The 25,520-nt window shown below is 68.5% G+C and carries 23 protein-coding genes, 1 tRNA gene and 1 pseudogene; 8 read left to right on the forward strand and 17 right to left on the reverse strand.

Annotation, left to right across the window (positions count from 1 at the left end):
* Positions 1-89: 89 nt before the first annotated feature.
* The 7 genes from NFW05_RS09880 to NFW05_RS09910 all read right to left on the reverse strand — a co-directional run bounded on the left by NFW05_RS09880 (position 90) and on the right by NFW05_RS09910 (position 6,246).
* Positions 90-323 carry a hypothetical protein gene (locus NFW05_RS09880; protein ID WP_295305760.1) on the reverse strand — a complete coding sequence of 78 codons (234 nt, stop codon included), beginning with the start codon at positions 321-323 and terminating at the stop codon, positions 90-92.
* Between the two features lie 286 nt (positions 324-609).
* Positions 610-2,247 carry a 3-(methylthio)propionyl-CoA ligase gene (locus NFW05_RS09885; protein ID WP_295305763.1) on the reverse strand — a complete coding sequence of 546 codons (1,638 nt, stop codon included), beginning with the start codon at positions 2,245-2,247 and terminating at the stop codon, positions 610-612.
* Between the two features lie 50 nt (positions 2,248-2,297).
* Positions 2,298-2,588 (reverse strand): putative quinol monooxygenase, encoded by a 291-nt coding sequence (locus tag NFW05_RS09890; RefSeq protein ID WP_295305766.1) that lies wholly within the window; start codon positions 2,586-2,588, stop codon positions 2,298-2,300.
* 230 nt (positions 2,589-2,818) lie between these two features.
* Positions 2,819-3,721 (reverse strand): alpha/beta fold hydrolase, encoded by a 903-nt coding sequence (locus NFW05_RS09895; protein ID WP_295305769.1) that lies wholly within the window; start codon positions 3,719-3,721, stop codon positions 2,819-2,821.
* A gap of 110 nt (positions 3,722-3,831) precedes the next feature.
* Positions 3,832-4,092 (reverse strand): hypothetical protein, encoded by a 261-nt coding sequence (locus tag NFW05_RS09900; RefSeq protein WP_295305771.1) that lies wholly within the window; start codon positions 4,090-4,092, stop codon positions 3,832-3,834.
* Positions 4,085-5,962: a ferrous iron transporter B gene (locus NFW05_RS09905; RefSeq protein ID WP_295305774.1), complete on the reverse strand. Its 1,878-nt coding sequence runs from the start codon at positions 5,960-5,962 to the stop codon at positions 4,085-4,087. The genes NFW05_RS09900 and NFW05_RS09905 overlap by 8 nt, the downstream gene beginning before the upstream one ends.
* Positions 5,959-6,246: a FeoA family protein gene (locus NFW05_RS09910; RefSeq protein WP_295305777.1), complete on the reverse strand. Its 288-nt coding sequence runs from the start codon at positions 6,244-6,246 to the stop codon at positions 5,959-5,961. The genes NFW05_RS09905 and NFW05_RS09910 overlap by 4 nt, the downstream gene beginning before the upstream one ends.
* A gap of 836 nt (positions 6,247-7,082) precedes the next feature.
* Between NFW05_RS09910 and NFW05_RS09915 the strand changes: the two genes are divergently transcribed.
* Complete coding sequence (locus tag NFW05_RS09915; RefSeq protein ID WP_295305780.1) at positions 7,083-8,624, forward strand: DUF1254 domain-containing protein; 1,542 nt, start codon at positions 7,083-7,085, stop codon at positions 8,622-8,624.
* Positions 8,625-8,796: 172 nt separating this feature from the next.
* Here the strand turns inward: NFW05_RS09915 and NFW05_RS09920 are convergent.
* A pseudogene (locus tag NFW05_RS09920) lies at positions 8,797-8,985 on the reverse strand (IS3 family transposase); the annotation flags it as partial.
* Positions 8,986-9,220: 235 nt separating this feature from the next.
* Positions 9,221-9,305 (reverse strand) — tRNA-Leu (locus tag NFW05_RS09925).
* A gap of 520 nt (positions 9,306-9,825) precedes the next feature.
* Between NFW05_RS09925 and hpnC the strand changes: the two genes are divergently transcribed.
* The 3 genes from hpnC to hpnE are packed head-to-tail and all read left to right on the forward strand — an operon-like array spanning position 9,826 to position 12,812.
* Positions 9,826-10,650, forward strand: a complete 825-nt coding sequence (hpnC, locus tag NFW05_RS09930; RefSeq protein WP_295305783.1) for a squalene synthase HpnC — start codon at positions 9,826-9,828, stop codon at positions 10,648-10,650.
* A gap of 30 nt (positions 10,651-10,680) precedes the next feature.
* On the forward strand, positions 10,681-11,514 hold the full coding sequence (gene hpnD / locus NFW05_RS09935) for a presqualene diphosphate synthase HpnD (protein WP_295305786.1): 834 nt from the start codon (positions 10,681-10,683) through the stop codon (positions 11,512-11,514).
* Positions 11,511-12,812, forward strand: coding sequence for a hydroxysqualene dehydroxylase HpnE (gene hpnE, locus NFW05_RS09940; protein WP_295305789.1), 1,302 nt, complete (start codon positions 11,511-11,513; stop codon positions 12,810-12,812). The genes hpnD and hpnE overlap by 4 nt, the downstream gene beginning before the upstream one ends.
* Positions 12,813-12,864: 52 nt before the next feature.
* Here the strand turns inward: hpnE and NFW05_RS09945 are convergent, their stop codons facing one another.
* Positions 12,865-13,551: an ATP-binding cassette domain-containing protein gene (locus NFW05_RS09945; RefSeq protein ID WP_295305791.1), complete on the reverse strand. Its 687-nt coding sequence runs from the start codon at positions 13,549-13,551 to the stop codon at positions 12,865-12,867.
* Here NFW05_RS09945 and NFW05_RS09950 point away from each other — a divergent pair.
* The 4 genes from NFW05_RS09950 to NFW05_RS09965 all read left to right on the forward strand — a co-directional run bounded on the left by NFW05_RS09950 (position 13,550) and on the right by NFW05_RS09965 (position 18,880).
* Positions 13,550-14,167: an arylesterase gene (locus tag NFW05_RS09950; RefSeq protein WP_295305794.1), complete on the forward strand. Its 618-nt coding sequence runs from the start codon at positions 13,550-13,552 to the stop codon at positions 14,165-14,167. The two genes, NFW05_RS09945 and NFW05_RS09950, sit on opposite strands and share 2 nt — an antisense overlap.
* Before the next feature lie 152 nt (positions 14,168-14,319).
* Positions 14,320-15,372: a tRNA 2-selenouridine(34) synthase MnmH gene (gene mnmH, locus NFW05_RS09955; protein ID WP_295305797.1), complete on the forward strand. Its 1,053-nt coding sequence runs from the start codon at positions 14,320-14,322 to the stop codon at positions 15,370-15,372.
* 172 nt (positions 15,373-15,544) lie between these two features.
* On the forward strand, positions 15,545-15,979 hold the full coding sequence (locus tag NFW05_RS09960) for an OsmC family protein (RefSeq protein WP_295305800.1): 435 nt from the start codon (positions 15,545-15,547) through the stop codon (positions 15,977-15,979).
* A 210-nt stretch (positions 15,980-16,189) separates the two neighbouring features.
* Positions 16,190-18,880 carry a bifunctional acetate--CoA ligase family protein/GNAT family N-acetyltransferase gene (locus NFW05_RS09965; protein WP_295306000.1) on the forward strand — a complete coding sequence of 897 codons (2,691 nt, stop codon included), beginning with the start codon at positions 16,190-16,192 and terminating at the stop codon, positions 18,878-18,880.
* 45 nt (positions 18,881-18,925) lie between these two features.
* Here NFW05_RS09965 and NFW05_RS09970 read toward each other — a convergent pair whose 3' ends face one another.
* From NFW05_RS09970 to NFW05_RS10000, 7 genes are all read right to left on the reverse strand, one after another.
* Positions 18,926-19,123: a DUF3460 family protein gene (locus NFW05_RS09970; RefSeq protein ID WP_295305804.1), complete on the reverse strand. Its 198-nt coding sequence runs from the start codon at positions 19,121-19,123 to the stop codon at positions 18,926-18,928.
* Positions 19,124-19,468: 345 nt separating this feature from the next.
* Positions 19,469-21,061: an AAA family ATPase gene (locus NFW05_RS09975; RefSeq protein ID WP_295305807.1), complete on the reverse strand. Its 1,593-nt coding sequence runs from the start codon at positions 21,059-21,061 to the stop codon at positions 19,469-19,471.
* Positions 21,062-21,098: 37 nt separating this feature from the next.
* Positions 21,099-21,311, reverse strand: coding sequence for a DUF2997 domain-containing protein (locus NFW05_RS09980; protein ID WP_295305810.1), 213 nt, complete (start codon positions 21,309-21,311; stop codon positions 21,099-21,101).
* A gap of 259 nt (positions 21,312-21,570) precedes the next feature.
* Positions 21,571-22,356, reverse strand: a complete 786-nt coding sequence (locus NFW05_RS09985; protein WP_295305813.1) for an SUMF1/EgtB/PvdO family nonheme iron enzyme — start codon at positions 22,354-22,356, stop codon at positions 21,571-21,573.
* Between the two features lie 17 nt (positions 22,357-22,373).
* Positions 22,374-22,769, reverse strand: a complete 396-nt coding sequence (locus tag NFW05_RS09990; RefSeq protein WP_295305816.1) for a DUF1257 domain-containing protein — start codon at positions 22,767-22,769, stop codon at positions 22,374-22,376.
* 69 nt (positions 22,770-22,838) lie between these two features.
* The gene (locus NFW05_RS09995; protein ID WP_295305819.1) at positions 22,839-25,169 is read right to left on the reverse strand and encodes an AAA family ATPase; all 2,331 of its coding nucleotides are present in this window, start codon (positions 25,167-25,169) and stop codon (positions 22,839-22,841) included.
* Positions 25,170-25,281: 112 nt separating this feature from the next.
* Positions 25,282-25,512: a helix-turn-helix domain-containing protein gene (locus tag NFW05_RS10000; protein ID WP_295305822.1), complete on the reverse strand. Its 231-nt coding sequence runs from the start codon at positions 25,510-25,512 to the stop codon at positions 25,282-25,284.
* Positions 25,513-25,520 lie beyond the last annotated feature (8 nt).

Consider the following 25,520-nt stretch of genomic DNA (forward strand, 5'->3'; position numbering starts at 1 on the left):
CGCCCCGACCATCCGAGTGACTCCTTCGTCTCGACCGGTCGTCCGAGATCCTGTCCGTTCGACAGCCAGCCCGACACCGAGGGAGGGGATCAGGCGATCCTCGTTGCCTTCGACGTCCCGGACGCGGGCACGCTGACCAACGCCATCGACATCGCAGAGCGCCTGAAGGCGGAGCCCTTCCCCACGTGCAGGCGGAAGCTGTGGAGGGTGAAGGAGAATCCATGGTAGATGAGCACGCGGGTTTCGCTGAACATCCGCTGCGCATCGGCGACGGTGACGCTGTCCGGCGCCGGCTGGTGCGTCGCGTGGCTTTGGAGACTCACGCGCGACGCCATATACCCGTGTGGCTGGCTCACGGGGGAATCGACAAGCCTGCGGCAAACGGTCATGACTCTTGAGACACCCCCGATCATGAAAATCATGACCGTTTCCCTCCCTTGCAGGGCGCATTCCGGCTTGGATGCCGGAATCGCTCGATGGGCGCGGAGCATGCTCCGCGAATTCCCCCTCTCGCCCCCCGACCCCCTCCAACGTCCGGGAGAGGGGTCGGCGGCGGAGGAACGGTCATCGCGGGCACCCATTCGCGGACGGCCCTGAAAGCCATGATCATCACCCGGGCGGCGGGCGGTAGTCGCGAAACATCTGGCGCAGCCTCAGCTTGTGCAGCTTGCCGGTAGCCGTGTGCGGCAGTTCATCGACGAAGACGACGTCGTCGGGCAACCACCAGTCGGCGACCCTGCCCTTGAGAAAAGCGAGCATCGTCTCGCGGTCGAGCGTGCTGCCCGGCCTGCAGACGACGATCAGCAGCGGCCGCTCCTGCCACTTTTCGTGTTCGACGGCGATCACCGCCGCTTCGGCGACTGCCGGGTGGCCGATCGCCGCGTTCTCGAGGGCGATCGAAGAGATCCACTCGCCGCCCGACTTGATCACATCCTTCGCCCGGTCGGTGATCTGCAGGTAGCCATCGGAATCGATCGTCGCCACGTCACCGGTGTCGAAGAAGCCCGCTTCGTCGACGCAGCCCGCTTCCTCGCGGTAGTAGCCGCCGGTGATCCACGGGCCGCGGACGAGCAGATGGCCGGCGGCCTTTCCGTCGTGCGCCAGACTCACGCCGTCGTCGTCGACGATCTTCAGGTCGACGCCGTACACCGGCCTTCCCTGCTTCTCCTGGATCGTCAGCCGCTCTTCGGCGGTGCAGCCGGCGTGTTTCGGCAGCAGGTTGCACACCGTGCCGACCGGCGACATCTCGGTCATTCCCCAGGCATGGACGACGAAGGCGCCGAAGGTCGTGGCGAAACGCTCGCTGATCGCCCGCGGTGCCGACGAGCCGCCGATCACCACGCGCGTGAGACACAGCTCGTCGGCTGGCCGCAGCCCGGCGCCGTCGACGTGCTGCAGGAGCATCAGCCAGACGGTCGGCACGCCCAGCGCGAGCGTCACCCGCTCGTCGCGCATCAGCTCGTAGAGGCTCCTCCCGTCGAGCGCCGGCCCCGGCAGGACCAGCCGCGCGCCGCTCATCGCCCCGGCGTAAGGCATCCCCCAGGCGTTGACGTGAAACATCGGGACGACGAGCAGTGCCGTTTCGTGGGCGCTGACCGCGAGCCCGTCGGCCGCGCACACGGCCCACGAGTGGAGCACCGACGAACGGTGCGAATAGAGCACGCCCTTCGGATTGCCGGTCGTCCCCGATGTGTAGCACAGCGAAGACGCCGTGTTCTCGTCGAACTGCGGCCAGCGATAGTCGCCCGGCTGGGCGCCGATCAGATCCTCATGGCAGATCAGCCCCGGGATGTCGCATGGCGGCCGGTGTTCGCGGTCGGTCAGCAGCACGTAGCGTTCGAGTGGCGTTTTCGCCCTGACCAGCCTCTCGACGAGCGGGACGAAGCTCAGGTCGAAGAACAGAATCCGATCCCCCGCGTGGTTGATGATGTACTCGATCTGCTCCGGGAACAGTCGCGGGTTGACCGTGTGCAGGACGGCGCCCATCCCCGAGACGCCGTAGTACAGCTCGAGGTGGCGATAGCCGTTCCAGGCGAGCGTGGCGACGCGATCGCCCGGCCGGACACCGAGCGCGGTCAGCGCTTCGGCCGCCTGCCGCGCGCGCCGGTCGATATCGCCCCAGGTGCAGCGATGGATCGGTCCCTCACAGGTCCGCGAGACGATCTCCGCCTGCGCGTGCCAGCGGGCAGCGTGTTCGATCAGCGTCGACACGAGCAGCGGTCGATCCTGCATCAGCCCTTTGATCATCGGGAGCCTTGCTTGCAGTGGCTCGTCGTGGTGGCCGGCGCCATCGACGCTCAGCCTTCGACGAGCCGGAAGCGGTGAATCCGCGGCGCGTCGGCGAGCAGTTCGCCGGCGCGCTCGATCGCCGCCGCGACGTGCGGCGTGGCCATGTGCGCATCGGCCGCGGCCTGGTCGATCCACCGCTCGACGGTGACGAATTCGTGCGGATCGTCGACGTTGCGGAAAAGCTCGTAGCCGAGGCAGCCGCTCTCCTGACGGCTCGCCAGCGCCAGCTCGCGGAGAACCTGTTCTAGCGCGTCCTCGCAGCCGCTGCGCGCGGTGATCCGGGCCATGATTCTGATCATTCGCTCCTCCTTTCCAGTGCTCGGTGGGTCAGCTCTCCGCCGTTGGCGGCTCGACTCCGCTCGCTGATCGGGCTCGCCGGCCGCCGGGCGGCGGCGGGTCGAGCAGCGCGTTCCCGACGGGAGCGACATTGGAACTTTCGCCCGGCGCTGTCAATCGTCAATTGTTGACCGGTCGTCGACTGGCCAGCGGAGGGTTTGGCCTGCCTGCGCGCGCGGCCGGGCGGCGCGGGCTACGGGCGCAGGCTGAAGCGCGAGACGAAACGCCAGATCTCGGTGTTGGCGTCGATGACCCGTGTCGCCGGCCCGACGAGCCCTTCGCGACCGGTCACCGTTCCGGGCCAGCCGTGCCCCGCGCCGCTGAGCTTCCAGAGCCAGACCTCGGCCCCATCGCGACAGTGCGGGTAGACCAGCAAGCGTGCGGTGTGCCCGCCCGACTCCCTGAATTCCTTGTCGACCGGCGCCGGATCGCAGCCATCCCGCCTCGCCCAGGTCGCCACCGTGAGGTCGACCGACGGGTGCACGACGCGCCGGCTGGTGAACGGGAACGGCGGACCGAGCCCTCCGGCGTACAGCGCACGTGGATCGTCGACGCTGTGGATGTGCAGCACGGGCATCGCGTGGCCACTCGCCGACGCTGCAACGTGCGCACCGGCCACCGAGACGATCGCGGCGATCTTCTCCGGCAACGCCTCGCCGAGCCTGTGCGCCATCATCCCGCCGTTCGAATGTCCGACGACGTAGATCCGCCGCCGATCGACCGACGCCCGCTGTCCGAGGTCGTCGATGACCCGCGCGATGAAGCCGACGTCGTCGATCCCGGCGAGTTGCGCGTAACCGCAGCAGTTTCCCGAGTTCCAGGTCAGCAGCCGATCACCGAGGCGCCCGCTGCCATCGGGATAGACGGCGATGTAGCCGTCGCGTTCGGCGGCGAGATCCATCCCGGTACTTCGCCGATGTTGCCGGGCGCTGCCTCCTCCGCCGTGGAGACTGAGCATCACCGGCAACGGCCGGAGCGTCCCGCCACGCGGGACGTGAACCTCGTAGCTGCGCGCCGTTCCCCCGACGTCGAGCTCGAAACGGTAGTCGCCTGGCGCGAGCGCTCCGGCGACGGCCGGCAGGCAAGCCGCGATCATCAGGAAGCCGAACAGGACCGCAAGTGACCTGACGAGACCAGGACCTCGTTCGCGAGTCCGGCAGAGACCGCCCGCGCACCGCGCAGGCTGGCCGGTGAGCGGGCGACGACTCAGCGTCGATCGTCCCGTCCGGGTCTCGCTGACCAGCGGATCGTCGCCCCGCTCGCCTGCCCGGAGTTCGTCGCGCAGCCACGGCAACCGGCGCAGGCCGATTGCCGCTGACGGTCTCCGGGGCCGCCCGCGGCTGCGGCGATGCCGCGCCGCCACCAGCGGCCGATCAGCGCCAGCCGCGCGGCGCGCGGGGCGATTCGCCAGAGCATGTAGCCGGCGGCCCAGACGACCGCCGCGTAGACCACCAGATCTTCAGCCATCGCCGCCGGTCAGGATCAGCGCGACGCGGTAGGTGAGCAGCGCCGCCAGGTAGGCGAGCACGAAAAGGTAGGCGGCCATGAGCAGCGGGTAACGCCACGAGTTGGTCTCGCGCCGGACGACGGCCAGCGTAGACAGGCACTGCGGAGCGAACACGTACCAGGCGAGCAGCGCGAAAGCCGTCGGCAGCGACCAGCCGGCAGCGAGCATCGGCGCGAGCTCGGTCGCCAGGTCGTCGCCGGTCGCCGACAGTGCATAGACGGTGCCGAGCGCGCCGACGGCGACCTCGCGCGCGGCGAGTCCGGGAACCAGCGCGATCGAGATCTCCCAGTTGAAGCCGACCGGCGCGAGCACGACCTCGAGCGCCCTGCCGAGCATCCCCGCGTAGCTGTAGTAGATCGCCGGCTGCGTTGCGCCGTCGGGCGCGCCGGGAAACGAGGAGAGGAACCAGAGCAGGACCATCAGCGCGAGGATGATGTTGCCGACCCTGGCGATGAAGATTCGCGCCCGCTCGAGCAGACCGAGCAGCAGCGTGCGCAGGTTCGGCCAGCGGTACGCCGGCAGCTCGAGCAGCAGCGGGTTGCGCAGCCCACGCCCGGCGCCGACCTTGAGCACCGCGGCGACCGTGAACGCGCCGGCGATCCCCGACAGGTAGAGGACGAAGAGAACCAGCCCCTGCAGGTTGAAGACACCACCGACCGTCCGCTGCGGGATGAACGCGCCGATGATCAACGCATAGACTGGCAGGCGCGCCGAGCAGGTCATCAGCGGAGCGATCAGGATCGTCGTCAGCCGGTCGCGCCAGTTGCTGATCGTCCGCGCGGCCATGATTCCCGGGATCGCACAGGCGAAGCTCGAGAGCAGCGGGATGAACGAGCGACCCGAGAGCCCGACGGTGCCCATCAGCCGGTCGAGCAGGAAAGCCGCGCGCGGCAGGTAGCCCGAGTCTTCGAGCGCCAGGATGAACAGAAAGAGGATCAGGATCTGCGGCAGGAAGACGAGCACGCTGCCGACGCCAGCGACGACGCCGTCGACCAGGAGGCTGCGCAGCATGCTCTCGGGCAGGTTCGCGGCGAGCGACTCGCCGGCCGCCGCGACGCCGTCCTTGATCAGTTCCATCGGCAGCGTCGCCCAACTGAACACCGCCTGGAACATCAGGAACAAGGTCGCCGCAAGGATCACCGTCCCCCACAACGGGTGGAGCACGAGCCGGTCGATCAGCTCGTCGCGCCGCGTGTCGACCGCCGGCTGGCGCACGCTCGCGGCGAAGATCCGCCGCACCTCGGCCTGCGTCGCCCGGACGTCGGCGACGTCCGGCGGCAGCCAGACGGCTGGCGCCGCAGGCGCAGGCGCCGGCAGCGCGTCGATCTGCGCGATCAGCTGATCGGCGCCGCCGCGCCGGACGGCGACTGTCGGGATCACCGGCAGGCCGAGTTCGCGTTCGAGCGCCTGCCGGTCGATGCTGATGCCGCGTTCGCTGGCCAGGTCGCTCATGTTCAGCGCGAGCAGCATCGGCAGGCCGAGGCGCCTGACCTCGAGCACGAGGCGCAGGTTGAGCTTGAGGTTCGTCGCGTCGCTGACGCAGACGATCACGTCGGGACGGCGCTCGCCGCCGAGGCTGCCGAGCACCACATCGCGGGTGATCTCCTCGTCGACGCTGACCGCGTTGAGGCTGTAGGCACCCGGCAGGTCGAGGATCTGGAAAGTCCTTCCGCCGGGGGTGGTCAGCTCGCCCTCCTTGCGGTCGACGGTGACCCCGGGATAGTTGGCAACCTTCTGGCGGCTGCCAGTCAACAGGTTGAACAGCGCCGTCTTGCCGCAGTTCGGATTGCCGACGAGCGCAAGGCGCAGCACCGAAGCAGCGGCGCTCATCGGCCGGCCTCACCGGCGCGCGTTCTGCTGACCAGCACGCGTTCGGCCTCGAAGCGGCGCAGCGCGAACATCGTCCCGCCGACGCGCACCGCGACCGGCTCGCCACCCGGAAAACCGCGGGCGACGACGCGCACCGGCTCGCCCTCGACGAAGCCGATCTCGAACAGGCGCAACGCGAGGCCGTGATCGTCGTCGCTGTCCGGAGCGATCCCGGTGATCGTCAGCACCGTCGCCCGCTCTCCGGTCGGCAGGTCGAACAAGGTGATCGAATCGTTCGCCGGCATCCGGCAGCCCTTTCAGGAAACATCGCCCGCGGAGCGTCGGCTGCCCGGGCGCGCTGTGGTCAATGGGGAATCGGCAAAGCCTTCCAGGCCGGCTGCGCCACGCCTGGCGCCACCACGACCCGAGTTGGCGACATCCTACATGAGAACCGTTCTCAATACAAGGGGCACGCCGCGTCGGTCGAACGTCGCTCATCGTTCAGCGAGCGACGAGGGGGAAAGATCGCCGCCGACGCGGAGGCATTCGAAGTTTATATTGTTATGAATCAGGCACTTCTTGGCTATTCTCGACGCAGGATCGAGCAGGCACGGAGAGCGTGGGCCACTGCGGGCGACGAGACCTTCGGAGGACCGCCGCCGTGCAGGCGATCACGATTCCATGCTGTCGTCTGGCGCCCTTACTCGCCGTCATCCACCGTCGGCGTCTCGCGACGCTGCTCGATGCGGCGGCGGCGACGGTGAGTGGCCTTGACGCGCCTCGCCGATGGGTCGACGGAACGGCGAGTACGGGCGTACCACCAGCGGGGGCGAATCGAGCGAGAGGTCGTCAAGACCGCAGATTGGCCGCGCACCAAGTTTGTGTGCAACCTCTGAGCATGACTTGGTCGTTACACGGTAACGCTTGGCGCGCCGCCCATGCTTGACCCAACCCGCGGGACGCATACAATCCCTACAAGCACCGCCGTCGAGGCGCTCCAGTCCAACCGCGTTCATGCGCCGCGGAGGCGCCAGCGCCTGAACCGCGCGTCGTCGCCGCGGCAGATGAACGCCATTCTTTTTGCCGCACCCATCAGAAGAAACTTCGATGAACGAACCAAACAGAGGGAACGGAACGAAGCATGAAACCCCATCAGAGACGTATGCTCGGCGTCACCTTCGCTGCGGCGATCGCCATCACGTCAGCTGCCAGTGACGCGCAAACGCCGAGTAGTGCGCCCGCTGCTCGCCCGAAGTACTCGCCCGACGTGCCCGCCAGGATCACGACGCCCGATACGGTCGAGACACGCATCGGAACGCTGCGCTTCAAGGACGGCGCGCCCGATCCGGCGACGGTCAAGCTCGCCTACGACCAGATCGACTTCGCGCGCGGCATCGACGCCTTCGTCAAGGGCATGTCGGCGACCTCGGTGTATGCCGTGTGTCGCGGCCTGGAAGAAGCAGGAGTCAAACCCAACGGCGGCATCGGCATCACCGAACAACTGATGGACGCCCGCTCGCTGTTCCTGACGGCCAACACCACTACCGTCTATGTCCTGATGTGCGTCAATCTGAATGATGGGCCGATGGTCGTACGCGTGCCGCCGCGCGCGCTCGGAACCGTGGACGACGCCGACTTCCGCTGGGTGAACGACGTGGGACTGACCGGGCGCGACAAGGGCGCGGGCGGGGACTATCTCTTCGTGCCCCCCGGCTACAAGGGAACCATTCCCGCGCAGGGCTTCAACGTCGCCAAGCCGCGCACCAACCGGCTGCTCATCTTCTATCGCGTGTTCGTCGAGAACGGCGATCTCGCCGCGGCGACCGCCGGCGTCAAGGCGAAGGCTGCGGTATTCCCGCTGTCGCAGGCGGCCAAGCCGCCTGCGACGAGTTTCGTCAACCTCTCGGGGATGAAGTTCAACACCATCAGCGCCAACGACTTCAGTTTCTACGACGAACTGAATGCCGTGGTGCAGAACGAACCTGCCGACTGGGTGGATCCGGACCTCGTGGGCCTGTACGCCTCGATCGGCATCCGCAAGGGGCAACCGTTCGCGCCGGACGCGCGGCTGAAGAAGACCTTGACCGACGCGGTCGCGGTGGGCAATGCCTACGCCCGCTCGAATGTCTTCGCGGCGCGCGATCCGCACACCAGGATCTTCAAGGACCGCCAATGGTTGACGGCTTTCGTGGGAGGCAGCTACCAGTTCCTGTCGGGCGCCGAGCGGCTTCTGGACGCGGAAGCGATGTTCTTCTACTACGCCACGGGCATCACGCCGGCGATGAGCGAAGCCAAGCCGGGCACCGGGTCTGCCTATGCGCTCACCTTCCGCGATGCGAAGGGCAACTACCTCGACGGTGGATACACCTACAAGGTGACCTTGCCCGGGCCGATTCCCGCGAAGAACTTCTGGGCCTTCACGGTCTACGACAACCAGACGCGCTCGCTGCTGCCCACCGACGAGAAAACGGCCGGCCTGGACAGCAACCTGCCCGGGCTGAAGAAGAATGCCGACGGCGGCGCGACCGTCTGGTTCGGACCCAAGGCGCCGGCCGGAAGCGAGTCGAACTGGGTGCAGACGATGCCGGGCAAGGGCTACAACGTGATCCTGCGGCTCTACGGTCCGCTGGAGCCGTGGTTCAACCAGACCTGGCAACCCGGCGATCTTGAATTGCAAATGTGATGTCGCGACGCGATTGACTCGCTGACCCGGCGAGCCTGAGCGGCCTGACGAACAAGGATAGATCGTGCGAAGCCACGATCTATCCGGTCGGTTGTTCGAGCTCGGTCGGGAAAGCACTTGGCCAGTCTGCCAACGGCAACTCGTTCAGCTGAGCTTCCCTCGGTTTTTCGTCTTGCGGCTTCAGGGACCAGCCCACGACCTCGCGGTCGAACCAGTCGAGGACGATCGCCAGGTAGGGCCCACCTTCGTCTGTCCACAGATCCGTGATGTCCGAGGTTCACGCCCGGTTCGGTGCCGACGGCATGAAGTTGCGATCCAGCAGATTCTCCGCCACCGGCAGGCCGTGTTGCGAGTTGCTTGAACTCCCCCGTGTATGCCTGCTTCGCCATCTTCATCTTTCTGCCTTCCAAAAGTAACGTCCTCTTGCGTCACCCTTGGAAGACGAAATTCCGGGGGAACCTCAATCCCCCCAGGTGCCCCTCGCTGGCAACGGACGTCGGCGGAACGTCTGCGGACTGTGGTAGACGCAAGAAAGGCCAGGATGTCTGAATTCACTGGCCTTTATGGACTTCCACGGACTGCTTTGGACTGTTTGTTGGTGCCCAGGAAGGGAATCGAACCCCCACACCTTTCGGCGGCAGGACCTAAACCTGCTGCGTCTACCAATTTCGCCACCTGGGCATTGCCGAACGGCGCACGTGCGGCGCCCGAACCGACGGGCAGATGAGCGGTCGTTCGCCGGTCGCGGCGTCCGTCATTCTAACCGTGACGCCCACAGGCTGTCAGCTCCGGTGCGCACGCGCGCACCCGCGCCGGCGCGCCCGGAATGGCCCCAGTCAGCAGAAGCCGGCAGGTGCGCAGTCCAGGCGCAGTTGCCGCGCGACGGCAGCCTCGCGGTCGCCTTGGCCGTCGCGTGAACACCAGGGCAGCTCGGCATTGACTGCGCCGGAGTATCCGCGCCGCGCGGCGGAGCGAGTCGACCCCTGAGCGGGCCAGGTCCGGCCGCCCGGGCCCCACCGGGGCAGGGCTGGCGCTCTTCTGCGCAGGCGGGGAGGAAGCCGGCGCCGGCATCGAGGGTCGCTGCCTCGTTCCGGGTTCAAGCACCCTATACTGTCGGCCTCGCGCGCCGCGCCGCGGATTGGTTCGCCGACTGCCGGCGGCCCGCGCCCGCGCCCGCCGGCCAGCCGCTCCGCCGACCCTGATGCCCGTCGACCATTACGAGAACTTCCCCGTCGCCTCGCTGCTCGTGCCGCGCCGCCTGCGCCGGCCGATCGAGGCGATCTACCGCTTCGCGCGCGCTGCCGACGACATCGCCGACGAGGGCGAGGCGAGCGACGCCGAGCGGCTCGCCGCGCTGACCAGCTTCGCCGGAGAACTCGCGCGCATCGGCCGGGGACTCGAGCCGGAGCGCGCGGAGTTCGCCGAACTGGCCGCGGTCATCCGGCAATGGCAGCTGCCGGTTGGCCTCTTCGAGGAGCTGCTCGACGCCTTTGCCCAGGACGTCGTCCGCAAGCGCTACGCGGACTGGGCCGAACTGCTCGACTACTGCCGCCGATCGGCGAACCCGGTCGGCCGGCTCGTCCTGCATCTCTTCGACCGGGTCAGCGAAGCGAACCAGCGCCGCTCGGACTGCATCTGCTCCGCGCTGCAACTGATCAATTTCTGGCAGGACATCGCCATCGACTGGAGCAAGGGGCGCGTCTATCTGCCACAGAGCGACCTCGCCCGTTTCGCTGTCGGCGAGGAGCTGATCGCCGCCGGGACCTGCACCCCGGAATGGACGGCGTTGCTCGACTACGAGATCGAGCGCACGCGGCAACTGATCGACGAGGGCGCGGCACTGGTCGATGAACTGCCCGGACGGCTCGGCTGGGAGATCCGCCTGACCGTCCAGGGCGGCCTGCGCATCCTCGAGCGGATCGGCCGGGTACGCGGCGACGTTTTCCGGCAGCGGCCGGTTCTCGGCGCCGGCGACTGGCTGCGCGTCGGCTGGCGCGCGCTGCGCATGGGAGTCGTGGGAGAATGACGCCCCGTTGACGATTCCGCGAGCGCGCCGATGAGCCCCGACGAGTATTGCCAGCAGAAAGCCGCGCGCAGTGGCTCGAGCTTCTATTACAGCTTTCTGTTCCTGCCACCCGAGCGGCGTCGGGCGATCACCGCGCTTTACGCGTTCTGCCGCGAGGTCGACGACACCGTCGACGAATGGCAGGATCCGGGTGTGGCGGCCACCAGGCTCGCCTGGTGGCGGCACGAACTCGCGGCGATGAGTGCCGGCCAGGCGCAGCATCCGGTGACCCAGGCGCTGCACCAGGCGAGCGCCAGCTTCAACCTGCCCGAGGAACAGCTGCGCGAGATCATCGACGGCATGGAGATGGACCTGCAGCAGACGCGCTATCTCGATTTCCGGGCGCTGTCGCTGTACTGCTACCGGGTGGCCAGCGTCGTCGGCTTGCTCGCCGCGGAGATTTTCGGCTACCAGGACCGCCGGACGCAGAAGTACGCGCACGACCTGGGAATCGCCTGCCAGCTGACGAACATCATCCGCGACGTCGGCGAGGACGCGCGCCGCGGGCGGATCTATCTGCCGATCGACGAGCTGCAGCGTTTCGGTGTTCCCGCTTCCGATATCCTCGAAGCGCGTCATTCGGACGCTTTCCGCCGGCTGATCGAGTTCCAGATCGACCGCGCCGAGTCGTACTACGCGCAGGCGCTGGCCACGCTGCCGGCCGCCGACCGCAAGGCACAGCGCCCAGGGCTGGTGATGGCGGCGATCTACCGGACGCTGCTCGACGAAATCCGGCGCGACGGCTGCCAGGTGCTGACCCAGCGCACCTCGCTGCCACCATTGCGCAAGCTGTGGATCGCCTGGCGAACCTGGGTTCGCGGATGAACGTGGCGATCGTCGGCGGCGGCTGGGCAGGTCTCGCCGCCGCCGTCGAACTCGCCGCAGCCGGGGTCGGTGTCACCGTCTTCGAGAGCGCCAGACAGATCGGCGGGCGCGCGCGCAGCGTGCGCGTCGGCGGGGAGATTCTCGACAATGGCCAGCACATCCTGAGCGGCGCGTACCGCGAGACGCTGCGCCTGATCGCCGTGGTCGGGGTCGAGGTCGAGCGCGTCGTCAGGCGGCTGCCGCTCGAACTGCGCTTCGCCAGCGGCGGGCGGACTTCGTTCCAGCTCCGCCTGCCACGCCTTCGCCCACCGCTCGATCTCGCCGCCGGCCTGTGCCTGGCGCGCGGCGCAACACTCTCCGGGAAGTTCGCGGCGATCCGCCTGATGCGCTTCCTCGCAGGCCGTGACTACCGCCTCGACGAAGACCTGCCGCTCGGCGAACTGCTCGATCGGCTCGGCCAGCACGGCGCGCTCCGCGACTGCCTCTGGGAACCGCTCTGCCTGGCGGCGCTGAACACGGCGCCCGGTCAGGCGTCGGCGCAGGTTTTCGCGCGCGTCGTCGCCGACACGCTCGGCGGTGGCGCCGGGGCGACCGACCTGCTGCTGCCGGCGGCCGACCTCGACCGGCTCTTTCCGGAAGCCGCCGGCCGATTCATCGGCGCGCATCGCGGCGAGATCCGCCTCGGCCACCGCGTCGAGGCGATCGATCCCGGACCTTCGGTGCACGGCGAGCGTTTCAGCGGCGTCGTCATCGCCGTCGGCGCGCAGCACGCGCCGGCGCTGCTCGCCCGGCACGCCGCGACGCAGCGTCTCGCATCGCTGCTCGCCGGCTATCGCTTCGAGCCGATCGCCACCGTCTACTGCGGCTACCCGCCGGGGTTGCGCCTGCCGCTGCCGATGCTCGGCCTCGATCCGCGAACACCCGGGCGGATCGGTCAGTGGGCTTTCGACCGCGGCGCGCTCTGCGGCACGCCTGGGGTGATCGCCTTCGTGCTCAGCGCGCACGGTGCCTGGGAAGAACTCGACAACGACCGCCTGGCGAGGACGCTGCACCGCGAACTCGCCGACGCGCTCGGCGCGCCGCTGCCCGCGCCGCTCTGGCAGCGGGTGATCCGCGAGCAGCGGGCGACGTTCGCCTGCCGGCCCGGCCTGCCCCGCCCATCGCCGGACACCGGCCTGCCGGGCGTCTGGCTGGCCGGCGACTACGTCTGCGCCGAGTACCCGGCGACGCTCGAAGCGGCCGTGCGCAGTGGCGTCGCCGCGGCGCGAGCGGTCCTGGCCGATCGGCCGGCGCGCTGACCGACTGCCGGAGGGTCGTCGTCACCCGACCGCGGCCGATCCCGACCGGAGCTCAGCGGATCTCCTCGAGTTCGCCGGCGTGCATCCGCAACCGCCTGGCGCAGCGTGCGGCGATCTCCTCGTCGTGGGTGACGAGGATCAGCGTCGTCCCGCGCTCGGCGTTGATCGCGAACATCAGTTCGATCACCTGGTGTCCGGTGACAGCGTCGAGGTTGCCGGTCGGTTCGTCGGCGAGGATCAGCCGCGGTCCCGGGGCGAAGGCACGGGCCAGCGCGACGCGCTGCTGCTCGCCGCCCGACAGGTGCCTCGGGTAATTGCGCAGGCGATGAGCGAGGCCGACGCGTTCGAGCCAGTACTCGGCCTCGCGGCGTGCATTGGCGGTGCCGGCCAGCTCGAGCGGCAGCATCACGTTCTCGAGCGCATTCAGCGACGGGAGCAGCTGGAAGGTCTGGAAGACGAAGCCGAGCAACCGGCCGCGGAGCACCGCGCGCGCGTCCTCGTCGAGGCGGCCGATGTCCTCGCCGGCGAGGCGCACCGAGCCGCTCGTCGGCAGGTCGAGGCCGGCGAGCAGACCGAGCAGCGTCGACTTCCCCGATCCCGACGCACCGACGATCGCCACCGTCTCGCCGGCCGCGACGGCGAACGAAATGTCGTGCACAATGGTCAACGGTTCGCCGCCGTTGTCGACCCGTTTGGCGAGGCCGTTCACCTCAACGACCATCGATGTCTGTCGCTCCATGCTCCGCTTTCCGCTTCTCCGCAGCCTTCTCCTCGCCGCCGTGCTGCTGTGCCCGGCTGCCGCCCACGCGGCGCAGACCATCCTCGTGCTCGGCGACTCCCTGTCGGCCGGCTACGGCATCCGCCAGGACGCCGCCTGGCCCGCCCTGCTCGCCGGTCGGCTGACGGAAAAGAAGCTGGATTATAGCGTCGTCAATGCGAGCATCTCGGGAGAGACCACCAGCGGCGGACGAACGCGGATCGACGCACTGCTCGCCCGGCACTCGCCGAAGGTGGTGGTCGTCGCCCTCGGCGCCAACGACGGGCTGCGCGGCCTGCCGCTCGGGCAACTCCGCGACAACCTCTCGGCCATCGTCGCCAGCGCCCAGCGGCACCAGGCGCGCGTGCTCCTCGTCGGGCAGCGCATACCGCCGAATTACGGCCCCTACGCGGCCGACTTCCACCGGGTCTATGGCGAGGTCGCCCGCGCGCGCAGGACGGCGCTGGTCGATTTCCTGCTCGACGGGGTGGCCAGCGAGTCCGCCCTGTTCCAGGCGGACAACCTGCACCCGACCGCCGCCGCGCAGCCGATGCTTCTCGACAACGTCTGGCGTGGTCTGGCGCCGTTGCTAAAATAGCAGCGAAGACGCGGCTGTTCGCTGCGCGCCGCACCCGGCGGCGAGAGTTTTCCGGCACCTTCAGGCAGACGGTCGAGGAGTAGGCGAGTGAGCGAGGCAGCGGGTCAGGCGGGCGGGCGGTTCGGCGCGTACGGTCGCGCGGGTGGCCGGCAATGAAGCCCGAGGTCGTCAGCGTCGGGCAACTCGGCGACTTATCGGGCTTCGACGAGATCATCGACGTGCGCTCGCCGGCCGAGTTCGCCGAGGACCACATTCCCGGGTCGACCAACTGCCCGGTGCTCGACGATCGGCAGCGCGCCGAGGTCGGCACGCTGTACAAGCAGGTCTCGCCGTTCGCGGCGCGCAAGCTCGGCGCCGCCTACGTCTCGGCGAACATCGCCGGCCATCTGCTCGAGCGCTTCCAGAGCCGGCCGAAGGACTGGCAGCCGCTGGTCGTCTGCTGGCGCGGCGGCCAGCGCAGCGCTGCGCTGACCTACGTCCTGCGGCGCATCGGCTGGGAAGCGCAGCAACTCGACGGCGGCTATCGGACGTATCGGAGGCTGGTCGTCGAGGAACTCGACCGTCTGCCGCGGGCGCTTCGCTTCAGGGTCGTCTGCGGCGCGACGGGCAGCGGCAAGAGCCGCACGCTGCAGGCGATCGGCGGCCTCGGCGAGCAGATCCTCGACCTCGAGGAGCTTGCCTGCCACAAGGGATCGGTGCTCGGCGTCCTGCCCGACTGCCCGCAACCCTCGCAGAAGATGTTCGAGTCGCGCCTGCTCGTGCAGCTCGGCGCTCTCGATCCGGCACGACCGGTCTACGTCGAAGCCGAAAGCCGCAAGGTCGGCATCCTGCACCTGCCCGGGTCGCTGATCGAGCGGATGCGCGCCGGCGAGTGCGTGCACATCGAGGCGAGCTTCGCCGCGCGAGTCGACTTCCTGCTCCGCGATTACGACTACTTCACCGCCTCCCCCGAGTGGCTCGACCAGCGCCTGCAGACGCTGCGCAGGCTGCAGAGCAGCGAGACGATCGCCCGCTGGCGCGAGCAGGTGCGCGACGGAAGGTGGCGCGAACTGGTCGGCGAACTCCTCGAACGCCACTACGACCCGCTGTACAGCCGCTCGCAGAGCCACAACTACGCCGGCTTCGAAGACCCGGTGCGCTTCGCGACCGACGACCTGACACCCGCCGGAATCGATCGGCTCGCCCGGCGGATCTGCGGCCGATAGTCAGAGCCGCGCGCCGATCGCGCCGCGCACGGCACCCAGCCGCTGGACCATCGCCGGGCGCGGCGCGAGGCGCTCGACCCACGGCGACGGCGCAGAAGCGGCGAAGCAATCGATCATCGGACGGCGACGCTGGCTTATCATGGCGCAGCGTGGTTCACCAGGGAGTCGAAAAATGGCAGCAGAGATGGCAGAAGACGGGCAGCACGCTCCGGTCGTGGTCAGCGAGACCGGGCAACCTTACCAGCAGAGCGTGCGCATCGGCAGGCACAGCCTGATCGCCGACGAGCCGCCGAGCATGGGCGGCGGCGACGCCGGGCCGGCCCCATTCGATCTGCTCCTCGCCAGCCTCGGCGCCTGCACTTCGATCACCCTGCGCATGTACGCGCAGCGCAAGAAACTGTCGCTGACCGGAATCCGCGTCGAGCTGAGCCACCAGCGGACCGTCGTCGAGGGCGGCGCGAGGACCGAGCACATCTCGCGCCGCATCTGGCTCGAGGGCGAACTGAGCGCCGAACAGCGCGGCAGCCTGCTGGCGATCGCCAACAAGTGTCCGATGTACCGCACGCTGCAATCCGAGATCCGGATCGACAGCCAGCTCGCGAACTAGCCTCGCGGCGACGGCCCTCGACCGCGCCGAGGCTTCCTGCCCCAGGGCCGGCGCGACCTCGGCAGGCTGGCGCGGCAAGCCGTGCGAAAAGTCGCGACTCCGGACATTTGGGTGCCGGCGACTAGAGACTTTGCCGCCCGTCTGTGATAGATTGATGCACTGCAACATGGAGCCCGCGCAGCGCCTCCGAACCCCCCGGTGAACCTCATCATGCTCGAACATCACTACCTGACCACGCTCTTCGAACCGAAGTCGGTCGCCGTCATCGGAGCCTCCGACCGCGAGAATTCGGTCGGCAACGTTCTCTTCCGGAACCTTCTCGAGTCGGGATACAAGGGGCGCCTCTACCCGATCAACTCCGCGCACGAGACGATCCAGGGCGTGCAGGCTTACAAGTCGATCGAAGAGATCAGCGCCCGCGTCGAGATGGCGGTGATCGTCACGCGCCCGCAAACGGTGCCCAAGATCATCGAGCAGTGCGGCCGCAGCGGGGTCAGGAACGTGATCGTGATCACCTCGGGCTTCGCCGAGGCCGGCCACTCGGGGGCCGCTCTCGAGCGCAAGATGATGGAGATCGCGCGCAGTTACGGCGTTCGCGTGCTCGGGCCGAACTGCCTCGGCATCATCCGTTCGAACCTCGGCCTCAACGCGACCTTTGCGCGGGTTCGCGCCAACGTCGGGCACCTCGCGCTGGTCTCGCAGTCGGGAGCGATCTGTTCGGCAGTCCTCGACTGGGCGACGAGCAACCGGATCGGCTTTTCGAGCGTGATCTCGCTCGGCGGGACGGCCGACGTCGATTTCGGCGAGATCCTCGACTACCTGATCTACGACAACCTCACCCACTACATCCTGCTCTACGTCGAAGGCATCCGGGACTCACGGCGCTTCATGAGCGCGCTGCGTTCGGCGGCGCGGATCAAGCCGATCGTCCTGCTCAAGGCCGGCCGTCACGCCGGCGGGCTCGCCGCCGTGGAAACGCATTCGGGGATGGCCGCCGGGTCGGACGTCGTTTTCGAAGCAGCGATCCGCCGCGCCGGCGTGGTCCGGGTCAAGAACATCGGGCAGCTGTTCTACGCGGCCAAGGCCCTCGCCTCGAAGTTCCGGCCGCAGGGCAAGCGCCTGGCGATCATCACCAACGGCGGCGGACCCGGGGCGATGGCCGCGGACCGTGCCGGCGACCTCGAAATCCCGCTGGCCGATCTGTCGATGGCCACGATCCAGGCACTCAACGCCGCCTTGCCGCCAACCTGGTCGCAGCGCAACCCGGTGGACATCGAAGGCGACGCGACGCCGAAGCGCTACCACGACGCGATCCTGGCGGTCGCCCAGGACGACACGGTCGACGGCATTCTGGTGATGCTCTCGCCGCAGGCGATGACCCAGCCGATCGAGGTGGCCAAGGCGGTGATCGAGGTCGACCTGCTGACCGACAAGCCGATCCTCACCTGCTGGATGGGCGAAGAACAGGTCCATGACGCGCGGGGCATGCTCGAGGAGGCCGGCATCCCGTCGTTCCGCATGCCTGAAACGGCGGTCGAGCTCTACTACCACATCTCGACCTACTACTGGAACCAGAAGCTGCTGCTGCAGACCCCTGCGCCGTCGTCGAAACACTCGCGACCGGAAACCGAAGGCGCCCGGATGCTGATCGACGCAGTGCTCCACGAGCGCCGCAAGCTGCTCTCGGAGATGGAGTCGAAGGCGATCCTGCGCGCCTTCCGGATCCCCGTCGCCCAGACGATGGTCGCGCACACGCCGACCGAGGCGCTGCTGCTCGCCGAGCAGATCGGCTTTCCGATCGCCATGAAGATCGACTCGCCGGACATCGTCCACAAGAGCGAGGTCGGCGGCGTCCGGCTGAACATCAGCAACGCCCCGGCAGCGCGCAACGCCTACCACGACATCATCGAGACGGTGAAGAAGCGCCATCCGGCGGTGCGCATCAACGGCCTGTCGATCGAGCCCTATCTCGCCCGGCCGAACGGCCGCGAGCTGATGCTCGGCGTCTCGCGCGATCCGATCTTCGGCCCGATCATCACTTTCGGTGCCGGTGGAACCGAGGTCGAGGTGTTCAGTGACCGGGCCGTGGCGCTGCCACCGCTGAACCGCTTCCTGGCGCGTGACCTGATCCGCTCGACACGCGCGTTCAAGCTGCTCGGCGAGTTCCGCAACATGCCGCCGGTGAATATGGAGGCGCTCGAGGACGTGCTGCTGCACGTCTCGCAGATGATCTGCGAACTGCCCTCGCTGCAGGAACTCGACCTCAACCCGCTGATCGTCGACGAGACCGGGGCGATTGCCGCCGATGCGCGGATCGTCATCGACTACGCCGCGTCGTCGGGCGATCGTTACTCGCACATGGCCATCCACCCGTACCCGGTGCACCTGATCCAGGACTGGGAACTTCCGGATGGCCGGACGGTGACGATCCGCCCGATCCGCCCCGAAGACGCGGAACGCGAGCAGCAGTTCGTCGTCGGCCTGTCCGACGAGAGCAAGTACTACCGCTTCATGGACACGATCCGCGAGCTGACCCAGACGATGCTCGTCCGCTTCACCCAGATCGACTACGACCGGGAGATGGCGCTGGTCGCGACGATCCTCGACCCCGACGGCAAGGACGTGCAGATCGGCGTCTCACGCTACGTCACCAACCCCGACGGCGAATCGGTCGAGTTCGCGCTGGCCGTCGCCGACGAGTGGCAGAGGCACGGTGTCGGCCGCAAGCTGATGAGCGCGCTGATCGACTGCGCGCGCACCAAGGGCTACCGGGCGATCGTCGGCGACGTCCTGTCGATGAACACCAAGATGTTCAACCTGATGACCAAGCTCGGCTTCACGATCCACCCGCACCCCGACGATCCGGCGGTCAAGCGGGTGATCAAGCCGCTGAACGCCTAGCCCGCGCGCGGATCGACGCTGCGCCGCCGGCCAGCCGGCCGGCGGCTAGCGCTGCTCGAAATTGACGTCGTACGGGTACGGGAGCTGCGCTTCGCCGGCTTCCCGACGGGCCTTCAGTTCGCCCGGATCGAGCTTCCTGTCCCACCAGATCGCCCGCCCCCGGCGCTGGTCCTCGACCCACTCGGGGTGCTGCGCGAGCATCTCGCGCATGAACTTGGTGTGCTCGGATTCGTACAAGGCCATCTCGCCTGCTCCCATGAGAACGTCTACACTGCCGGAAAATCCCAGGCGGTGATTATACGCCGGCGGTCGGACGGGATCCCCGGCGGCGACGGATGGCAGGCGTCTTCGCGCGGCAACGGCGCCGGCGCCCCGTGCTGCGCCTCGATGTACCGAGGGTCGTGGTCGCCTGCGAGGCTCCGCAGACCGCCAGAGCCTGCCCGAATGTGGACGTCCGCTGGTCCCGACGCATGCTGCGCGGTTCGCCCGCGGCGAGTGGCTTCGATGCGCCGCAGACGCTGCCAGGCCGTCAGGTCGATCCTCCGCACCCCCGCCGGTCGCTCGCCAGCCCGGCGTCGCGCCCAGCGATCAGAGATCGACCAGCCGCGCGCGCCGGCTCGAGAGGCCGTCCTGCTCGCCAGCCGCCTCGTCGCTCTCGGTGGCCGCAGCCATCCGGCAGTTGGTCGCCGCCCACTGGCGCAGCGTCTCCATCTGGCGCGCCCGCGAACGCGACAGCGGGATGATTTCCCGCGCCGCGTTCAGCAGATGCTCGGTCTTCAGCGTCCTGTCCTTCTCGTCGTACGCCTCGAAAAGCGCATTGATCACCACCTCTTCGAGTTCGGCGCCGCTGAAGCCCTCGGTTGCGCGCGCCACCGCGGCGATGTCGTAGTCGGTCGGCGACCGCTGCCGGCGGGCCAGGTGGATCATCAGGATCTCGGCGCGATTGCGGGTCGTCGGCAGGTCGACGAAGAAGATCTCGTCGAGCCGACCCTTGCGCAGCAGCTCCGGCGGCAACTGCGAAATGTCGTTCGCCGTCGCCACGACGAACACCGGCTGTGTCTTCTCCTCCATCCAGGTCAGCAGCGTCCCGAAGACGCGCGTCGCGACGCCGCTGTCGCCGCTGCCGCCGATTCCTGCCAGCCCCTTCTCGAGTTCGTCGATCCACAGGACGCAGGGCGCGACTCCCTCGGCGACCGACAACGCCTTGCGCATGCGCTCCTCGGATTCGCCGACCAGCCCGGCAAACACGCGTCCGAGGTCGAACTTGAGCAAGGGTTTCTGCCACTCGGCGGCCACCGCCTTCGCGCACAGGCTCTTGCCGCAGCCGGGAACTCCGACGAGCATCACGCCGCGCGGATTGGGCAGCCCGAAATCGCGCGCCCTCTGCGAAAAACCCTCGTTGCGCTGGCGCAGCCAGGTCTTCAGCTGTCCCAGACCGCCGATGCCGCTGAAGTTGTCCACCGCCGCCGTGTATTCGAGGATCCCGGACTTGCGGATGATCTGCTCCTTCTCGTCGAGGATCGAGCGGACATCGCGCCCGGACAGTCCCTGCCTGCTGACGATCGCCTTGGCCAGCGCGTTCTCCGCCTCCGAACGCGTCAGGCCCTGGCAGGCCTTGACGATCGCGTCGATCGCGTCCTCGTCGAGGTCGACGGTCACCGTCGGATTGCTCTTCACCTGCTCGACGAGCCGATCGAGCACCTGCCGGTATTCGTTCTCGGCGGGCAGGGGCAGATCGACGACCGTGACGTCCTTCTGCAGTTCGGGCGGGATCTGCAGCACCGGCGACAGCCAGAGCAGCGTCCGCGGCGACCCCTTCAGTTCGGGAACCAGGTCGCGCAACTGGCGGATCAGCAGCGCCGCGTTCGGCGCGCTGTCGCGCAGGTAGGGGTGGAAATCCTTGAACAGGAACAGCGCCCCCTCCGGGTACGCGGCGACGAAAGCCAGCGCCTGTTCCGGCCGGCGCGTATCGTCCTTGCCCGCCGGACGACCGCCGAGGTCGACGAAGCCGCGCGACACCGACCAGACGAACAGCTTCCGCGGGCGCTTCGACATCTCCTTCCCGCGGAGCAGTTCGTCGATCAGTTCGAGCGCGCGGTCCTCCTCGCTGGAAATGATCGTCACGATCGGGTAACCGGCACGAACATAGGTGCCGAGATCCCTGACGAAAGACTTGCTCATCGGCTACTCCCCGGCGCGGCACGCGCCGCTCGACAGTCTACAGGCCGCGTTCTTCCAGCTGCTCGCGGGTCTCGACCGCGAGCGTGTCGACGCTGTGGTAATCGGCGGTCAGTTGGCGCTCGGCGACCGTCCCGAGCGCGTTCTCGACCGCGCGCGTGAAGGCCAGGCAGTTATCGCCCTCGCCGCCCTCGACGCTGATGCGCGTCTGGCCGTCGCGGCCGATACGGATCTTCATTTTCTTGATGGTCATCGGAATCTCCTGGATCAGTCGAATGGATGAGGGGGAGCGGCGCCATGCGCAAGTTCCCGCGTGCGCGTACGGCCTCGCTCGCCTCGCCTGCCGGCGGGCGGCGCGCCGACGCGCACGCGGCTCCCATCCCGCTCGCTGGCCCCACCCAACCGCACTCCAACCCACGCGCCGCTCTCCCCTGCCGGGGCGGAGCGGACGCGAATGCTCCCCTCTCCCCTTGCGGGAGAGGGGAAGGGGGAGAGGGGGCGGAAGGCAAGGGTCACGAAGCCATCCTCACGAGACGCAAACCCTGGTTGTCGTTGCGGTCGCCGGGGTCGAGCCTGCGGTTCGCCGCCCGGAAGCCGCCCGGGCCGCCGCCCCCCCAGCCGCCGCCGCGGAGCACCCGGACCGAGCCCCCCGCCGGCCCACCCGGGTCCTTCCGCGGTGACCCGCCGTAGTATTTCTCGTCGTACCAGTCCGCACACCATTCCGACACGTTCCCGCTCTGGTTGTACGTACCGTAGCCCGACACCCCGCGCGGGTAACCCTGCACGGCGCTCGTCGTCTCGCTGCCCCTGTTCTTGTCGTTCCGGCATCGGCTCTCGTCCCATTCGTTCCCCCACGGATACGCCAGGCCCAGCGGGCCCCGGCACGCCTTCTCCCATTGCGCCTCGCTCGCCAGACCACACCCCGCCCAATTCGCGTAGGCGACCGCGTCGTCCCAACTGACGCAGACCACCGGGTGATCCGCCCTCTCCGCCGGGAAACGCCCGGCTTTCCACTCCGGTTCTCCGTAGTCAGCGTGCTCCGGCGGCCGGTGCCCCGTCGCCTGCACGAACTTCAGATACTGCGCGTTCGTCACCGCATACACCCCGATCCAGTAACCCGACAGCTCGACCCAGTGCCGCGGACGTTCGTTATCGAATCCCTCGCCTGCCGCCGAGCCCATCTCGAATTCGCCGCCCGGGACATACACCAGCACACTGCCGTCCCGGGCGTTCACGACGATCCGGTTGCGCACCGGCTCGAGCAGCAGCCTTTCCCAACGCTCCGGCATTCGGCCCATATCGCCCTCCTCGCTCGTCAGAACCGCTCGCAGACCACCAGCTCGATCTCGCCATTGTCGAGGACCCGCTCCTCCTCGATGATCAGCCCCTCCTGCAACACCTTGCGCTTCACCGCGAGGTGGGCGTAGGTCTGGTTGAGCTGCTGGGTGAAACTCTGCTCGCGGAGCGGCGTGTTGCCCTGCACGCCCCACCAGTCAGCGCAGACCGCGTAGCTCTCGTCGGCCTGGCGCTGGAAGCCGATGTCGTAGCGGCTGCCGGTGTCGACCACCACCTGGCCGTATTCGGTGTTGCCGGCGAAGCCACGAATCGGCACGCGCTCGCCGGACTGGAAGCGGTGATGCAACTGCCGCAGCGTGTCTTCGAGCAGCACGCGGTCGCGGATCACGGTCTGGACACGGGTGAAGTGCGACATGGTCTGGTTCTCCCTGGTTGTCGGTTGTTCGGCATGGCATTCGGCAAGCGACTGCTCGCCTGCCGCATCCTATTCCGCCTGTGCCGCGCGCGCGTTGTCCCTCGCCCATTCGTTCAGATAGGCGATGTCGGCCTTGCGCGACTGCGACAAGGGCGGGCTCTCGCCGAGCGCGGCCTTCAGGTCGGCGTCGGTCAGCTCGCGGCAGTCTTCGGAAAAGGCGCGATAGAGGCCGGCGACGACCGCCGCCTCGATCTCGGCGCCGGAGTAACCGGCGCTCGCTCCTGCCAGCGCGGCGAGGTCGAAGCGCGCCGGGTCGCGGCCACGCTTCTTCAGGTGCAGGCCGAAGATGCCGGCGCGCTCGCGCTCGCCCGGCAGGCCGACGAAGAACACCTCGTCGAAGCGGCCCTTGCGCGTAAACTCGGGCGGCAGCCGCTGGATGTCGTTGGCCGTCGCGGTGACGAAGACCGGCGCCTGGCGGTCCTCGAGCCAGGTCAGGAAGGTGCCGAACAGCCGCCGTGCGACGCCACTGTCGCGCGCCTGGCCGAGACCGCCGAACGCCTTCTCGAGTTCGTCGATCCACAGCACGCAGGGGCTCACCGCCTCGGCGGTATGCAGCGCGCGGCGCAGCCGGCCTTCGGATTCGCCGACCAGCGAGCCATAGACCTTGCCCAGGTCGAGGCGCAGCAGCGGCACTTCCCAGTCGGCGGCGAGGGCCTTGGCGGACAGGCTCTTGCCGCAACCCGGCACGCCGACGAGGACGACACCGCGCGGCGGACGCAAGCCGAAGCGCCGGGCGCCCATTTCGAAGGCCTGACGGCGGCGGACGAACCAGCGCTTGAGGACCACGAGGCCGCCGACATCGGTCAGGCTCACGCCCGGGCGGCAGAATTCGAGCACCCCTTCCTTGCGCACCGTCTGCTCCTTCTCGGCGAGTACGTCGCGCGCGCATTCGCCGTCGAAGACCCCGCGGCGCAACAGGCCGCGGCGCAGGACGCGTTCGGCCTCGCGCTCGCTCAGGCCGAGCAGCGAGCGCGCCAGCGTCTCCTTGAGCGGCGGGGCAGCCAGCGCCGCACCGGCCTCGAGCGCGACCTCGTCGACGATGCACTCCAGCTCCGCCGCTGCCGGCGGCGGGTAGAAGAGCATCGTCGTGTCGGCGATCAGCTCCTCGGGAACGCTCGCCGACGAGCCGACGAAGATCAGGCTCTTGCGCGAGCGCTTGACCGTCCACACCGCGTCGCGGATCAGGCGCACCGACACCGGCGTGAAGTGCCGGTGGATGTCGAGAAAGACGTAGATCGCCTCGGCCGGACCGCGGAAGACGTGCTCGAGCGCGAGCAGCGGGTCGCCGACCGTCTGCGTGGCGACGACGTGACCCTCGCGGTCGCGCAGCCCCTTCGTCGCGCTCCAGACGAAGAGGCCGATGTCCTTCTTCACCGCCATCGCCTCGCGCACCCGCCGCAGCGAAGCGAGCACCCGATCCTCCTCGAAGGTCTGCAGCCAGATCAGCGGAAAATGCGCGCGCAGATGCACCTCGATCAACCCCTCGACGTGATTCACCGTCGCTGCGTGGTGCTGCACGGCCTGCAGGTCGACGACGAATTCGGCGGCGCTCTGGTAGCGCTTGTCGGGGTCCTTCTCGAGCACTTTGGCCATCACCCGTGCCAGTCTTGGGTCGAAGGGCTCGGTGTCGAGTGGCGACAGGTCCGGCGGGTCGTAGAGGATCTGGCGCAGCAGGCTGCCCTCGTCGCGCGCCGGGAACGGCAGCGCGTTGGTCAGCAGCTGGTAGAGGGTGACGCCGAGACCCCAGAGGTCGGCGTTGAAGCCGGTCACCCCCTCGAACTGTTCGGGCGCCATGTAGGCCACCGAGCCGACGCGCGTCGCCGCCCGATACTGCGAATGCGCCATCAGCCGGGCGATGCCGAAGTCGAGGATCTTCACCGACCCGTCCGGCCGCCGGATCAGGTTCGCCGGCTTGATGTCGCGGTGGATCGCCAGCCCCTGATGCGCGTAGTCGAGCGCTTCGCCGACCTGGCGGACGATGTCCAGGGCCTCCTCCAGAGGCAGCGGCCCGCGCTCGGCGAGCAGGGCGTTGAGCGGCTGCCCGTCAACACGCTCGATGACCGCGAAGACCACCCCCTCGGCCTCGCCCAGACCGTATTCCTGGACGATCCCGGGGTGGCTGAGCGTGCGCACGACGCGCAGTTCGTTGGCCAGCAGCCCACGCGCCTCTTCGTCCTGCGCGTGCGGCACGCAGACGGCCACCGCTTCCGGCCAGCCGTTCGTCGCCGTGGCCAGATTGCGCGCCGCATAGACGGTCTTGAATCCGCCGCGGCCGAGCGCCCGCTCGATCAGGAAGTCGCCCAGCCGCTCGCCCGGGCGCAGGGTCCCGTCCGCTCTCATCGCCCGGCCACCGGCAGCGTGGCCGCAGTGCTGCGCGGCGCCAGGCCTGCCCATCGGCGCGGACGGCAGATCGCGCCTGCGCGGTCGCTGCTCCTCCGACTGCTGTCGCGCATCACCGTACCTCCTGCAGCTTCTTGAGCTTGTCGCGGTCCCGCGAGGATTCGGTCAGCTTGCGCTGCTCATCGAGCCAGGCGTCGATGTCGACCCGGCGGAAGCGCCATGCCGAACCGATCTTGATCCCCGGAATGATCCCCTTCTGGGCGTAGCCGTAGAGCGTCCGCTCGCTGATCTTGAGCCAGGCGGACAGTTCCTGCAAGGTGAGAATGTCTTCTTCGCTGATCATCGTTTGAC

The sequence above is a fragment of the Accumulibacter sp. genome, assembly GCF_023806625.1.
Classification (GTDB): domain Bacteria; phylum Pseudomonadota; class Gammaproteobacteria; order Burkholderiales; family Rhodocyclaceae; genus Accumulibacter.